At 34.7% G+C, this 14,226-nt stretch carries 9 protein-coding genes and 3 pseudogenes; 7 read left to right on the top strand and 5 right to left on the bottom strand.

The genetic code is table 11. The features are described from left to right. Nucleotides 1-53: 53 nt before the first annotated feature. The 3 genes from ACFINF_RS03005 to ACFINF_RS02995 all read right to left on the bottom strand — a co-directional run bounded on the left by ACFINF_RS03005 (nt 54) and on the right by ACFINF_RS02995 (nt 3,112). Complete coding sequence (locus ACFINF_RS03005) at nt 54-893, bottom strand: TauD/TfdA family dioxygenase (protein WP_375619613.1); 840 nt, start codon at nt 891-893, stop codon at nt 54-56. 191 nt (nt 894-1,084) lie between these two features. Then, on the bottom strand, nt 1,085-2,293 hold the full coding sequence (locus ACFINF_RS03000) for an MFS transporter (protein ID WP_375619612.1): 1,209 nt from the start codon (nt 2,291-2,293) through the stop codon (nt 1,085-1,087). 231 nt (nt 2,294-2,524) lie between these two features. After that, nucleotides 2,525-3,112 carry an NAD(P)-dependent oxidoreductase gene (locus ACFINF_RS02995; RefSeq protein WP_375619611.1) on the bottom strand — a complete coding sequence of 196 codons (588 nt, stop codon included), beginning with the start codon at nt 3,110-3,112 and terminating at the stop codon, nt 2,525-2,527. Nucleotides 3,113-3,222: 110 nt separating this feature from the next. Between ACFINF_RS02995 and ACFINF_RS02990 the strand changes: the two are divergent. From ACFINF_RS02990 to ssb, 3 genes and pseudogenes are all read left to right on the top strand, one after another. After that, nucleotides 3,223-3,697 (top strand): annotated as a pseudogene (locus tag ACFINF_RS02990) (hypothetical protein). Between the two features lie 493 nt (nt 3,698-4,190). After that, nucleotides 4,191-4,409 (top strand): hypothetical protein, encoded by a 219-nt coding sequence (locus ACFINF_RS02985; RefSeq protein ID WP_375619610.1) that lies wholly within the window; start codon nt 4,191-4,193, stop codon nt 4,407-4,409. 162 nt (nt 4,410-4,571) lie between these two features. Continuing rightward, nucleotides 4,572-5,018, top strand: coding sequence for a single-stranded DNA-binding protein (gene ssb / locus ACFINF_RS02980; RefSeq protein WP_375619609.1), 447 nt, complete (start codon nt 4,572-4,574; stop codon nt 5,016-5,018). An 87-nt stretch (nt 5,019-5,105) separates the two neighbouring features. On the opposite strand, the pseudogene ACFINF_RS02975 reads toward ssb, so the two are convergent. Next, a pseudogene (locus ACFINF_RS02975) lies at nt 5,106-6,225 on the bottom strand (helicase-related protein); the annotation flags it as partial. A gap of 456 nt (nt 6,226-6,681) precedes the next feature. Between ACFINF_RS02975 and ACFINF_RS02970 the strand changes: the two are divergent. The 4 genes and pseudogenes from ACFINF_RS02970 to ACFINF_RS02955 all read left to right on the top strand — a co-directional run bounded on the left by ACFINF_RS02970 (nt 6,682) and on the right by ACFINF_RS02955 (nt 12,298). Then, a pseudogene (locus tag ACFINF_RS02970) lies at nt 6,682-7,289 on the top strand (fumarylacetoacetate hydrolase family protein). 246 nt (nt 7,290-7,535) lie between these two features. Next, nucleotides 7,536-7,913 carry a LysE family translocator gene (locus ACFINF_RS02965; protein WP_375619608.1) on the top strand — a complete coding sequence of 126 codons (378 nt, stop codon included), beginning with the start codon at nt 7,536-7,538 and terminating at the stop codon, nt 7,911-7,913. 585 nt (nt 7,914-8,498) lie between these two features. Beyond that, nucleotides 8,499-9,899 (top strand): amino acid permease, encoded by a 1,401-nt coding sequence (locus ACFINF_RS02960; protein WP_375619607.1) that lies wholly within the window; start codon nt 8,499-8,501, stop codon nt 9,897-9,899. 1,007 nt (nt 9,900-10,906) lie between these two features. Beyond that, the gene (locus ACFINF_RS02955; RefSeq protein ID WP_375619606.1) at nt 10,907-12,298 is read left to right on the top strand and encodes an amino acid permease; all 1,392 of its coding nucleotides are present in this window, start codon (nt 10,907-10,909) and stop codon (nt 12,296-12,298) included. A gap of 114 nt (nt 12,299-12,412) precedes the next feature. Here the strand turns inward: ACFINF_RS02955 and ilvC are convergent, their stop codons facing one another. Beyond that, on the bottom strand, nt 12,413-13,432 hold the full coding sequence (ilvC, locus tag ACFINF_RS02950) for a ketol-acid reductoisomerase (protein ID WP_375619605.1): 1,020 nt from the start codon (nt 13,430-13,432) through the stop codon (nt 12,413-12,415). Nucleotides 13,433-14,226 lie beyond the last annotated feature (794 nt).

The raw sequence follows: 14,226 nt of genomic DNA, 5'->3' as shown, positions 1-14,226 counted from the left end.
AGTCAATATATATAAATCAGAATAATACTCACCATTATATCATTATCAGGACATTAGCATTGAAAATCAAATACTCTTTCTTTTATTTGTTCTACATATCTATGATTCCATAAATCTGCAGACACAAACACTCTTTGAATCCACCGCATTGGATTTTCATAACTATCAAATGATCCAGAAAATTTATCTCTAGAGTGTAGAGCCATTCTGTTATCAATGTATAATAATCTTCCTGGTTGTACATCAATTCCAAAAGATACAGCCTTAATAGCTTCATAAAAATGATCTAAAGCTTCCTTGGCTTTTTTTGACTGTGGTTCTAACATGCCTGGATAAAAAACAGCGCTGATATCTGGGAATTCACCGTCCCCTTGAACTAGGGGTACTTTACTTGTAGAGGTTACCCCATTTTTTTTCCATCTATAGGGAACATTAATTATATATAAATTATCCCTTAAGCTCCTCAAATCCTCTTCATTTAAAAGTTTTAAAGCTAGACATGCATCAGATATTCTCGTTAACGGGCCATCAACATCATTGCGAACACCGGTTAAAAGTATCCCTTTAGGAGATAAATTTAAACCTCTTATAAATTTTAGTGCAGCATTTTCTATATGAAAATCTAACTCAACTTCAGATCCTAATCCTGTATAATCTTTTTTATTATCCTCTAAAGGAACTAGGTTATTTACTATATGTTCGCCTTCAAACTTAATTGAAGAAGGCTCTCCGATTAATAAAGAAAACATCATAATTAAATTTTCGCTAATATAGCCACTTTTACAAGACGCATCTAAATTATAAGGATTAGGTGACGTATTAATTTTTCTATCAATAGGAAGGTTTTCAAAGATTAAATATGCTCTAGGGGTAATAGACATCTTTTGATTCATAAGAATTGTCAATATTCTATGGGGTAGCAGCGAAAATGCTATTTTTTTTTAGCTTAACCGAATACTCAATACCACCGTATGGATCATAAATAACATGGTCCAAAGCCTCCCAAAGTTTGTCTCTTTCGCCATTGCTCAACTCAAAAGTATTTTCATTTATCACTATAATTTCCTCCCCAATATATATTTCCCTACTTTTTTATTAAGAAAAGTGAAAAAACAATAATTAAAATTAAAATCAGCCATGTTAGTACATAAGTGTCTGTAAAATCTTGGATTAATCCAAATAATGGTGGAGCAGTAATAATTGCGATTTGATTTACAGACATTGCTAAACCCAGAGAAAATCCAACGCTTTCTTTCGGCGAAGAGTCTACAATATAAGCAACCCAAGGGCCATACCATCCTAATCCAAAAAAACCTAACCAAGCAGATAAAATAGTTAAATAAATTATCGATCCACTAATGCCCAAAATTAATATTAAAAATCCAAAAACGACTGCAATCATGCAAAACAAGACAGGAAAAAATCGTCCTTTTCTACAATGATCACTCCACGCTGCTAAAATAATTCTTCCTAAGGCACCAGAAGCCTGTGAAACAAAAAACAAATAAGCACTTTTATCTAGAGACAGGTGATAGATTCTATAAAAATAAATCGTTATAAAAATGGTTAAAACATATTGAACGATCACAAGTGAAACGCCTGAAAAAATAATATTCTTCATATGCGGCGCAGCTAACATCGCAAGACGTGACCTTACATTTGCATAGAACGAAACTTTTGCCTTGCTTTTTGGAACGATAGCTACAACTTTTGCTGGTGAGTGATAAAAAATAATAAATATACATCCCCCTAAAAAAGAAACGATGGCACCGACCAAAAACGCACCTTGTATGCCATAGATAAATGCACTAGCAGGAAGAACTATCCCAGCTAATGCCCCACCTAATGGTAGCCCCGCCTGCCTTATTCCCATTGCAAATCCGCGCTGCGATTGTGGAAACCATGAAGAAACAGATTTAGCGCCACCGGGTTGAGCAGAACTATAAAATCCCCCTAAAATTAGCAAACAGACCAAAAGAGAAATATAGTTATCTGCGATTGCTCCCAACAAAAGAGCGACAGAAACGCCGACCGCTCCAACTCCAACAATATAGCGCTCGTTAAACTTGTCTAGTAATTCGCCAGCTACAAGTAACCCAATAATAGGTAGGAATTGCGCTGCTGAAGACAGCAAACCTATCTGAGAGTCACTAAGCGAGAAATCCTTCTTAAAAAATTCAGCTAAAGGACCAATCCCTTGAACAAAGAAGCAAGCTGATGCTTGAGCGATAGTGGCAACAAGCAATATAATCCATCTATAATGATTTTTTTCTATAAATTTATTATTGCTCACTATGCCCCCTCCAATTAAAGTGTATTCCAATAAAGTAGCCTTTTTTTAATAATGCTTGCAACAATAAATTAGGTATTTTATGCTGATTACATAAAAATCTGTCAATACGATTGGTATTAATATGAAAGCTAAGGAATATGCTTCATTTAAGGAAATAAGCTATTATGTGTCGTGCAAATTTGATACGCTAGCGATATAAGTTAAATTTTACAAACATTGGCTCAGCCAGCATTAAGCGCTTTTCATAAAAGACGCTATATTTTTGCAAGCTTTTTCAATATAATTCTCAAAGCTTTCTTCAGTCACATAGCCCAGATGCGGTGTGCAAAGAACTCTATCTGATTGCAATAATTTGCTCTTATATACTGGTTCGCTGTCATAAACATCCAGTGCAAAGTAAGTTGAATTTTCCAAACTTAGTATTTTTTCTATCGCTCCTTTTTCAACCAAAGCTGAACGCGCTGTGTTGACAAAAATAGCATGAGGTTTCATGCTCAATAGATCATCTAATTGAATGATTTCTCTGGTTTTATCGCTTAAGCGTAAATGTATGGATATAATGTCAGGACGTGTAAAAAGTTCATCTTTTGAATGCGTAAAATGATAACCTAAATTTTTTGCTTCTTGCGTTGAACGCTCGCTCCCATGAACCAAAATGGACATGCCAAAAGCTTGAGCATATTGAGCAACCATTTTGCCAATACGCACAAATCCGAATATTCCAAGAGTAGCCCCTTTCATTTGGTTGCCAAATGTTGTTTGCCATCGTCCTTTTTTCATATCAGACACAGATTTACAGAGTTTTCTACGCGCAGACATAATTAAGAGCCAGGCAAATTCAGCAGCAGAAGTTGGATCTCCACCGCCGTCTAATATTTCAATTCCTAAGTCTCTACAAGCTTCTATATCAATATGTGAACCTATAGGGCCTGTTTGGTATTATAACTTTTATATTTTTATGTTTTTTAGGAATAAAAATTGACTTTATTCAGAGTATTTTGACATTCGCGTCTGTTTCTTTGGTAATAATCACAACTGTTTTTGCAATTTTATACAATTCTAATATTCCTTCTGAATTGCAGAGCAACCCAAAATACAAACACGGCAATACAATAGGTTGGAAGACATTAACACGTGATTTACAACAGTATATGCACAACCTCTTAAAGCTAATAAATTTAGCGCTTGTCGTTTTAAGTTTCCCAAGTAGTTATAAAGAAACGGTCTCTTTGCCTATCATTTCTAAGTACATGGAGCACAAGTTTTCTTTTCCATTGGATACTGATACTTAGATATTGCTCTTTAGTACTCTTTTTAGTCTGTGTATTGTTTCTTATGTTAAGCACACGCAATTTAATAAACATGTCCATTTACGCACTACAGTGCTCAGTTAAAAAGCCATAGTAAAATTTCCGATTTTATAATTTTTTACAAAGAATTCATTCTTATGACCTTATAGACAGAAAGCTAGAAAAAGCGATTTATATTCAATTCGGTAAGTATAAAAAAGAAAAAATTGCAAAGTCATGCTGTTAAAAAAGTATCAAGTGTGTAGAAATACTTAGAGTTAAGCGGATAGGTTACGAAACAGCCTCTCCCATGTCTTTAAAATACTGACTATCTTTTGTGCTTGTGAGGACATATAATGATTTTGTCGGGTGTAGTTATGTCATACAAAACCCTTTTTAGGGGAAAGTATAGCGACAAACTTAACGCCGTGTTTTCAACGCCCAGTGCCTTTATAAGGTGTCAATTGAAAACTCCATTACGTTAAGGATTACTAGAATGAACGCTATAGTTAAAAATCAAATGACCTCCATTATTGCTACTGTTGCAAATGATACCCCCTCCTTTCAAAAGCAAGCTCTTGCAAAAAAAATATGAATTAACAAATGAAATGAAAACAGTGAAAGATCTTTTAAGTGATCGAGTTCGAACCATTTATCGCATACGTGCATTAAGAGACTTTGGTAATGTAAAGGCGGATGACTTGGGTGGTTTTATAGAGCATGAAGGCAATTTAAGTCACGAAGGGAATTGCTGGGTTGGTGGTAATGCATGGATTTATGATGATTCCTATATTTTTGATGATGCTCAGGTTTGTGGTCAATGCTAGCATTTGTGACACTATGCTTTTAAACAGTAAAAAGAAAGCCATGTCATTTGCATGATGTGGCTTTATGTTTATCAAAAGATAAAAAACATAATTTTATATGTTGAAAAATAATAATATCATTTTGAAATAATTGAAAAAACTATTAAAAAAGTAAGTGGCAACATGCTAAATAAAGTGATGTTAATTGGCTATTTAGGTGCTAATCCCGAAAGCAAAACAATGAATTCTGGAGCAGAAATAGTTAATTTTAGTATAGCGACTTCTGAGAGCTATACAGATAAAAAAACCAATCAAAAAGTAGCGAAAACAGAATGGCATTCAGTTGTGATTTTTAATCCACATTTGGCAAAAATTGTACTTCAATATCTAAACAAAGGTTCAAAGGTTTATATAGAAGGAAAATTACAAACATGCAAATGGCAAGATAAAAACGGTGGTGAACATCTTGCAACAGAGACTGTCTTACCACAATTCAAAGGTGAATTGTATCTGCTTGATGCTAAGAAAGAACAATCCGCATCCTCCTCACCCATCACTACTCAAAGTTATGCTATCGCTTCAGGTGCTGCTTATCATAGCACGTCTCTTAATGATGCTATCCCATTCTGATTGAAAAAAATATAACAAAAAGAAAAAACGTACAAAACATAGAGGTCCTCGGATTAAAGGATGTATCAGAGAACCGAACGGACGCATCTCACGAGCAAAAACACCGGCAGATACCCCAACGGGTAAAATGATATAGCTTCTCTTTTTTCCTTGCACAACGCATGACACGCCACACCACCTGTATCACATCCACATGACTTTTATGGGGATGTAAAAACATAACCGCATCAAAAGCAAGGACATCCCCCCTTCAGACAGACATCTTATATTGGTGAGCACACGGGCAGACTCTCCCCCGCATCTTCCTTAAGCCAATCAAGGGCTTTATTGCGTTCTTTGGCACTTTGTGTTCCATCAATATGAGAAAATTTACAGTCAAGAGGCGAAGTCTCTTTATGGACCTTATGAAGATGATACAATTATTTCTGTATTTCTTTAGAATTGAATGTATCACGAATACGTTTAGACGTATTGATATCTTTACAAAAAGCCAAAGCCCGACGCATGAGATTTGGGTCATCACTCAAGTCAACCTTCAGATCTATTTTAGCAAGGGCTTGATGACAGCCTATGATCTTGGTTTTATCGTCAAGAATAAGTCCATAATTCTCATCTGTTATCAGATGTTGAATGGATTGACTTACTTCCTCTTCATCAACACCCAAAATAATAATCTTATAAGGAGATAAAAGTTCATTCTTAACGGCTTTTGAGAGAATGTATAGATATAAAGCTCTTTTCCATAGAGTTCTTCATCATCCATAGAAGCCAGAACGGCATTGATCTCATTGACTTGCTTTTTGACATTATCCATAAAGACCTTGGGGGGGGCGCTGTCATATAAAGACGTTTTTACCCCCGAATGATGCTGTTATCGTGAACCTTGATAAATTCATATTCACGTTTATCTGTTCCCAACACAACCCCAATCGTAGGGTGTGATTCATCACAAATGATCAGATCAAATTCGGATAAATCACATTCCTTTTTCGCATCCGCAATCACTTGGATTGATTGGTAAGTAGCAAACACCACGGTCATTGCATTTGCTAAGACTTTATTTGCTTTCTCTCAAAGCTTTTGAGCATCAGTTGGTAGCTGGTAGAGCGAGATCTGAGACATCGAGTTCGACAGCATCATCTCGTGTTTTACGACGCTTGCCAATTCATGTATCAGAACATACCGCAAAGGAACGCAAGGGGACTTGTGCAGGTGCGAGCGCTCTCGCATTCGTATCCCGGAAGCCTGAAAGTACTGAGTTTGAATCAGCTTTTTTTGCTTTTAGTGCTCATCGCACTTGGACATAGCAAAATCTCCCAGAATTCCGAGACACCCACACAGTGGGCTCATTTTTATAATCGAACTTTAGGGTTTTCAGACCCTACTGATCGCTGCGTAGAGGACCCAAAAACACCTTTAAAATATTAAAGGAATTTCACGCGATTAGCAACCAAAATGAAAGCAGTGTTTCTTATCTCTCAAAGACTGTAAGATTGGGTACTCTTCAAAAGAGAGACAATGCTAAGGGCTGTCATCATGGTTAGTCATCAACCCACACAATGCCTCTTGTTCAGAAAACGCACAACACGATATAAGAAAAATATTGTTTGCAAAGTTCTTTCTTGCCTATACAAAAAGAAAATAAAAAATTTGGAGGGATCCTATGATAAATGACATTTACTGTGTTGGACGCAATTATGTTGAACATGTTCATGAACTAGGCAATGTTGTTGAAGATGAACCTGTTATCTTTAGCAAGCCAAACAGTTCACTCATCTTAGGCAATGCAATTTATCTCCCTGATTTTTCCAAAGAAACACATTTTGAAACTGAAATTGTGCTCAAAATCTCAAAGGACGCTTTCATGGTCACGGAGGCAGAAGCAGAAGAATGCTATGATGCCTTAGCAATAGGTCTTGATCTCACAGCGCGGGATTTGCAAACAAAACTGAAAGAAAAAAGCTTCCTTGGCTTTTATCGAAAGGATTTAAAGGCGCTGCATACGTCTCTGACTTCATAAACAAGGAACAAATAAACAACCCAATAACCTTTGCAATGAAGCTGAATGGCGAAACAAGACAAGTTGGCAATACGGAAAATATGATCTTTAGCTTTGAGAAGATAATATCATTTTTGAGTCACTACATTCAGCTAAAACGTGGTGATCTCATATACACAGGTACTCCACAGGGTGTAGGAAAACTTTCTCAGTGTAACAGAGTAGAATTATATCTCAAAGATCAATTAATTTCAGAGCTAAAGGTAAAATGAATCATCAAATACTGACCTTTTTCATTGTTTCATTTTTTTTAGTCATCTCACCGGGGCCGAATATGGCCCTTATCATCGATAATGCAACGAGATTAGGAAAAAGAACGCATTTGTAAACGTTTTAGGATTGTGCAAAGCCAACATATGTGCATAGGGCATTTTCCATACTAGGTGTATCAGTGCTCATTCTCAACAACAAACGCTGTTTTTTTATTAAAACTCATGGGTGGCAGCACTTTATTATACATGGGATTTAAATCGATTAAATCCGGAATACACAGCTTAAATTCAAAAGAAAGAATATCAACAAATGAAAAGAGTGCTATTGGTAAAACAAAACTTGTCACCAGCTATATGGACGGTTTTTTGACACAAATACTAAATCCCAAAGTATCAATATTTTACATAGCGGACTTCCCAAAATTTTTATCTTCTGGCGGTGGAATTAAAAAAGGCTTTGAACTTGTCACAATACATTCTTTCAACATCTTTGCATGGTTTACTTTAATGACCATTTTTATATCATTTGCCAGCTCCGCTTTAAAAAAGCAGCGGATAAAAGGTGCGATTAATATAGCGACAGGAACAGTTTTATCTCTGTTTTTTTTCATTTCTTTTGGATAGTTTTATCTTTTGATAACAAATTACAAAGCTAATAGAGCAATCTTTTTCTGATTCTGTCTCTCACTATGAACAGCTCAACCTCTAACAGAGCTTATACAATCCCCAGTTCTTTTTTCTTTGTATAACTGAATTACGCTACATTTCTTTATCATTGTCTCAAGGATTTTTGTGTAAACGATGTGAATTTCTCGCAACCTTTTATAAAATGTTATCAATATCTAAACAAAATCCTTATTCATCACTTTAGAAGAAATAAGCTATGATATTCCTCTTTTCGTTTATGAAACAAAAAAGTGATTTTAAAAATCATTTTAATTTTCTATCATTAAAAACTGTTTCTTAAACTAAGATGAGAACTCTTAAGCGCTATTTGAGCCAAAATTAAAACTCCCTATTCAAATATCTGTTACGTTATTTAAAAAGAAAACATCCTCTTTTTTCAAAACCATATTCTTGTCTTTATCCACACAAAATCATAAAAAACGTTTTTTTTCTTTACACCTCATTTATATCATGCTTCGATACAGAATGATGCATTTTTTAATGTAATTTAATCTCAAAATAATTAAAGGGAACCCCCAAAAAATGAACTGTAAACAAAATTTAAAAGATGGTCCTCAGATGAAACTACAACGTGGCCTAGATAACCGTCACGTACAACTTATAGCCCTCGGTGGAGCTATTGGAACAGGTCTCTTCATGGGATCAGGAAAAACAATTAGTGTAGCAGGCCCTTCCATCATACTCGTTTATGCTATTATTGGATGTGCCCTATACTTTGTAATGCGTGCTATGGGAGAATTATTGCTGTCTAATTCACAATACCGATCCCTTATTGATTTTTCAACCGATATGCTAGGACCGGGAATCGCTTTCTTTGTGGGCTGGAACTATTGGTTAAGCTGGGTTGTGACTGGGGCTGCAGATATTATTGCTATCATTAACTATATGCATTTCTGGTGGCCAACACTTAATCCATGGATTGTTGTTTTTGCTTGCATTGGTTTCTTTTTAATCCTTAACCTCCTTGCCGTAAAATTTTTCGGTGAACTTGAATTCTGGTTTGGTCTTATCAAAGTCGTAGCAATTTTGGCATTAGTTATTGTTGGATTTTATATGATCGCTACAGGCTTTACCTCTCCAAATGGTACTGTTGCCTCTCTTAACCATGTATGGAACGATGGAAATATCTTCCCGCGAGGAATTACAGGTTTTTTTGCTGGATTTCAAATTGCCATTTTTTCTTTTGTTGGTATAGAAATTGCTGGAACAACAGCAGCTGAAGTTAAAGAACCTAAAAAAGTTCTCCCTAAAGCAATTAATGCAATACCGGTGCGTATTGTACTTTTTTACATCCTTTCTCTCGCTGTGATTATGTCCGTTACACCTTGGAATCAAATTGTGCCAGAAAAAAGTCCCTTCGTCTCCATGTTTTGGCTTGCAGGCATTCCAATAGCTGCTGGTTTGGTCAATTTTGTTGTTCTCACCTCGGCTGCCTCTTCAGCAAATAGTGGTATTTTTTCGACTAGCCGCATGATATACGGGCTTGCAACTCAAAAAGGTGCTCCTCCAATTTTAGGGAAGCTTTCCAAATACCATGTTCCAGCCAATGCTCTGTTCTTTTCCTGCCTATGTATTTTAGTAGGATACACAATTGCATCATCATCTCCAAGCATCATAAGTGCTTTTACAATTGTGACGAGCATTTCAGCGATTGCATTTTTATTCGTATGGTCTGTCATTTTGATTAGCTATATTGTGTATCGTCGTAATCACCCTCATCTACATGCTGAATCTGTCTATAAAATGCCGGGAGGTGTCATTATGTGCGGGATCGTGTTAGTTTTTTTTGCTTTCATGCTCTATTTGTTGACATTAGAACATGATACCCTAACCGCTTTAAAATACAGTATCTTTTGGTTTATTTTCTTAGGTATAATGTATTTTATATTTATAAGAAAAAAAATCTCTCCAAAGAACAAATAAATCTATACAAAACATTTCAAAAAAGGGTAACTTTAGTTACCCTTTTTCTACTTAATCTCCTCCTCATGCCTCAAAAGACGAGGATTCCTCGCAAGTCTGAGTTCGTAAACAATCCGACTTTGTTAAGAGGGATGCTGCTGACCTCTTATATGATTCACCTACATAAGGCTCTATGGGCTAGCCCTACCCTGAATACTCACCATACATTCTAAAAATACTTAATGTGTAAAATTTTATATGCTTTATATCACTACTCTAAACAAAAGTATTTTACTGCATTATAGGATAAGAAACGTGCTATTCTTTAAAGAATTCTCTATAAACTTCACTGATATTGTTTACTAATAAAACATGAGATTTTATCTAAAACCGCCCCCAAAAATTTATATTCAATTTTTTAGCAAATTAACAATACAGCTCTAAACAGAATATATCTTAACAGCTATCTACAATAAAAAAAGATTCTATGAAAATATTTTTCTATTTATAATAAATTTTAAATATAAATATTTAAATGTAAATTTATAATAAATTTTTAATATTTAAATAATATTTTAATAATTTAAATATTATTTTATTTATATACAAACATTTATATTTAATAAATTTATAATTTAATTTATATTTTTCTGCAAAAAAATCTTTATTAATAAAGAATTTTAAATAAAAACTGATTAATATTATCAGTTATTATAAATTTATTGTAAATAAATATTTAATAAATAATAAATTATTATATTAATACAAACAATATTATATATTATAAATAATACATAATATATTGTGTATGTAATATATGTATAAACATAAAAAAATATAGTATAATTTATATTTTATTTATTATGTTTAAAATAATTATTCCATTAAATTATAATGTTTTTTCTTTATTCACATATAGTCATAGAAAAAAATTCCTTTACTCCTTAACCATAGCGTGTTCCGATAGAAGGGATTACCTTTTTTAGGATAATTTTTATTTAAAAATAACTAAGGGGAACTTCCCAAAAATGAACAAACAAAATTTAGAAAAAAAAACTAAGAAGAAATTGCAACGTGGACTACATAACCGACACATACAACTTATAGCCCTTGGTGGAGCGATTGGAACAGGTCTCTTCATGGGATCAGGAAAAACAATCAGTGTAGCAGGCCCCTCAATTCTACTCGTTTATGCAATTATTGGTTGTGCTCTATACTTTGTCATGCGTGCTATGGGAGAGTTATTGCTTTCTAATACACAATATCGATCTTTCATTGACTTCTCAACCGATCTTCTAGGTCCGTGTGCCGGATTCTTTATCGGCTGGACATATTGGTTGTGTTGGATTGTCACCGGAACTGCTGAAATTATCGCTATTGTCACTTATACACACTTTTGGTGGCCTGAACTCAATCCGTGGATTCCCGTTATAATTGGTCTTATGTCCTTTTTAATCCTTAACCTCGTCGCCGTAAAACTATTTGGCGAACTTGAGTTTTGGTTTGGTTTTATCAAAATCGTAGCAATTCTAGTCTTAATTGTTGTAGGGTTTTATATGATCTTTACCGGTTTTGTCTCTCCAAACGGTACGGTTGCTTCTCTTAACCATATATGGAACGGTGGAAATATTTTTCCGCGAGGAATTACAGGCTTTTTTGCTGGATTTCAAATTGTTATTTTTGCTTTTGTTGGCATTGAACTCGCTGGAACAGCTGCTGCTGAAGTACAAGAGCCTCAAAAAGCTTTACCACAGGCTGTTAATTCAATACCAATCCGCATTGTATTCTTTTATATATTCTCTCTTCTTGTGATTATGTCTGTAACGCCGTGGGATCAAATCAGTCCAGAAAAAAGCCCATTTGTAACAATGTATGCACTGATTGGTATTCCAACTGCTGCTGGTTTGATGAACTTTGTTGTCCTCACAGCTGCCGCATCTTCAGCAAATAGTGGAATTTTTTCTACCAGCCGTATGATATATGGGCTAGCAACACAAAAAGGTGCTCCTAAATTTTTAGGAAAACTTTCTCGTAACCACGTTCCAGCCAACGCATTATTCTTTTCATGTTTATGCATCTTATTTGGTTATGCAGTTGTATCGTTATCTCAAACCCTCATAGCTGCTTTTACAATTGTTACGACGATTGCCGCAATTTTATTTATATTTGTATGGTCTATCATTTTGATCAGCTATATCGTCTATCGTCGTAATCGTCCTCTCCAGCATACTGTCTCTCCTTATAAAATGCCAGGAGGTGTTGTTATGTGTTGGGCGCTTCTTGTTTTCTTTGCATTCATTATTTATTTATTATCATTAGAAGCTGATACTGCCATAGCTTTAAAATACACTCCAGCGTGGTTCATATTTTTAGGAATTGTATACTTTCTTTTTGGAAGAAAGAATTATGCAAAAAAATAAAAAATAAAGCTTATGTTGCAAAAAACATATAAAAAAGGGTAACTAAAGTTACCCTTTTTTGATATTTATCTATAAAATTATAAAAGCTATTTACAAAATATCTCTTTAGAAGCTTCAATTACGCTCTTTATCAACCAAAGCGTTAGATTTTATCCAAGGCATCATAGAACGGAGTTTTTTGCCAACTTCTTCGATAGGATGATGATCATTTAAACGCCGCATGCCTTTAAAATGAGCTGCACCGGCTTTATACTCTTGAATCCAATTTGACGTAAATTTACCCGTCTGAATATCCTTTAAAATACGCTTCATTTCTGCTTTTGTTTCATCAGTAATCACGCGTGGACCAGACATATATTCGCCCCATTCAGCCGTATTGGAAATTGAATAATTCATATTTGCAATACCACCTTCATAGATGAGATCAACAATCAATTTAACCTCATGTAAACATTCAAAATAAGCCATTTCCGGCGCATAACCTGCTTCCGTTAGCGTTTCATAACCTGCGCGAATAAGCGCAACAAGACCACCACAGAGAACGGCTTGTTCACCAAAAAGATCAGTTTCGCATTCTTCTTTAAATGTTGTTTCAATCACCCCAGCACGTCCACCACCAAGACCACATGCATAAGACAACGCTACATCATGAGCATGCCCTGAAGCATCTTGTGCAATCGCAATTAAGCAAGGAACACCGCGACCACGTTGGTATTCATTGCGCACTGTATGACCTGGTCCTTTCGGAGCAATCATTACAACATCAACTGTTTTTTTAGGCTCAATTAAACCAAAATGAATACTCAAACCATGCGCAAAAGCAATCACTGCTCCGTCACGTAAATGATCATGAATATGCTCTTTATAAATATCAGCTTGCAATTCATCTGGTGTTGCCATCATGATGAGATCTGCCCATTTTGCAGCTTCCGCAACACTCACCACTTCAAAACCATCGGCCATAGCCTTCTTAACTGTTTCCGACCCTGAACGCAAAGCTATTTGCACATTTTTAACACCGGAATCTTTCAAATTTAAAGCGTGCGCACGCCCTTGAGAACCATAACCAACAATGGCTACTTTTTTTCCTTTAATAAGATTAACATCCGCATCACGATCATAATAAACACGCATAAAAAACTTCCTTCTTTTTCTATTTAAACTGGATTTCAGATTATTTTTATTAAATAAGAAACATTATCTTCAGTGCATCACACACTTATAAAGACAAAAAACACCGCTTATACGAACATAGCAATTGAATAATTTTAAAGTTTACATATTGCATAAAAAAACTGTAGTCCCCAAACATTCCCAAAACATATACGGATCCCCAAATCAACTTCAACTGCTATTCCACAAAAACAATAATTACACAAAACAAGATTTTTAAAGAAAATATATTTGCTAATATTTTACTCTTCTATCGTGCAACAAAACACTATATTCTAAAAATTAAGATACAATATACAACTTTTAACATGAACCAAATCAATACGGATAGCAAGAAAAATTACAAAATAACAAGTATTGTTTTAATACAATTTTTAAAAGCATATACAAAAATATCTTTAGAATAATAGAGAGGACGTTTTTACTTTTTACGTTCTTTAATATCCGCGCTTCTCACGCGAAAAAGAACACCCCCATACTGACATTATGTTATTCATTTATGGCGTCTTATAAAAAACTTTTAATGTGCTCGAGCCCTTTTCAAAAGTCCCCTATAATCGCCTAAAAGATTTATTGCACACCACTCTCTTTACTTCATAAAGCTACAAGTCGATATCATCATTCTATTTGACAGCTCTTATTGCATTAAGCCTATTCATAAAAAGCATTTTCTGATTTTAAATCTGTTCATGATGAAATCATCAAAACCCTTATATGCCAAAAACTGCTACAATATTAAATTAGCCAATAAAATG

This window comes from Bartonella sp. TS25HLJMH, from assembly GCF_042193505.1.
Classification (GTDB): domain Bacteria; phylum Pseudomonadota; class Alphaproteobacteria; order Rhizobiales; family Rhizobiaceae; genus Bartonella; species Bartonella grahamii.
The sequence above is the reverse complement of the archived record's forward strand: the minus strand, read 5'-3'. Positions and strand labels throughout refer to the sequence as shown.

What these genes read in the sequence shown, in the direction of transcription:
- ACFINF_RS02960 (WP_375619607.1), top strand. Translation starts at nt 8,499, where the DNA reads ATGAACTGTAAACAAAATTTAAAAGATGGTCCTCAGATGAAACTACAA.
- ssb (WP_375619609.1), top strand. Translation starts at nt 4,572, where the DNA reads ATGCTAAATAAAGTGATGTTAATTGGCTATTTAGGTGCTAATCCCGAA.
- ACFINF_RS02995 (WP_375619611.1), bottom strand. Translation starts at nt 3,112, where the DNA reads ATGTCTGCGCGTAGAAAACTCTGTAAATCTGTGTCTGATATGAAAAAA.
- ACFINF_RS03005 (WP_375619613.1), bottom strand. Translation starts at nt 893, where the DNA reads ATGAATCAAAAGATGTCTATTACCCCTAGAGCATATTTAATCTTTGAA.
- ACFINF_RS02965 (WP_375619608.1), top strand. Translation starts at nt 7,536, where the DNA reads ATGGGATTTAAATCGATTAAATCCGGAATACACAGCTTAAATTCAAAA.
- ACFINF_RS02985 (WP_375619610.1), top strand. Translation starts at nt 4,191, where the DNA reads ATGAAAACAGTGAAAGATCTTTTAAGTGATCGAGTTCGAACCATTTAT.
- ilvC (WP_375619605.1), bottom strand. Translation starts at nt 13,432, where the DNA reads ATGCGTGTTTATTATGATCGTGATGCGGATGTTAATCTTATTAAAGGA.
- ACFINF_RS02955 (WP_375619606.1), top strand. Translation starts at nt 10,907, where the DNA reads ATGAACAAACAAAATTTAGAAAAAAAAACTAAGAAGAAATTGCAACGT.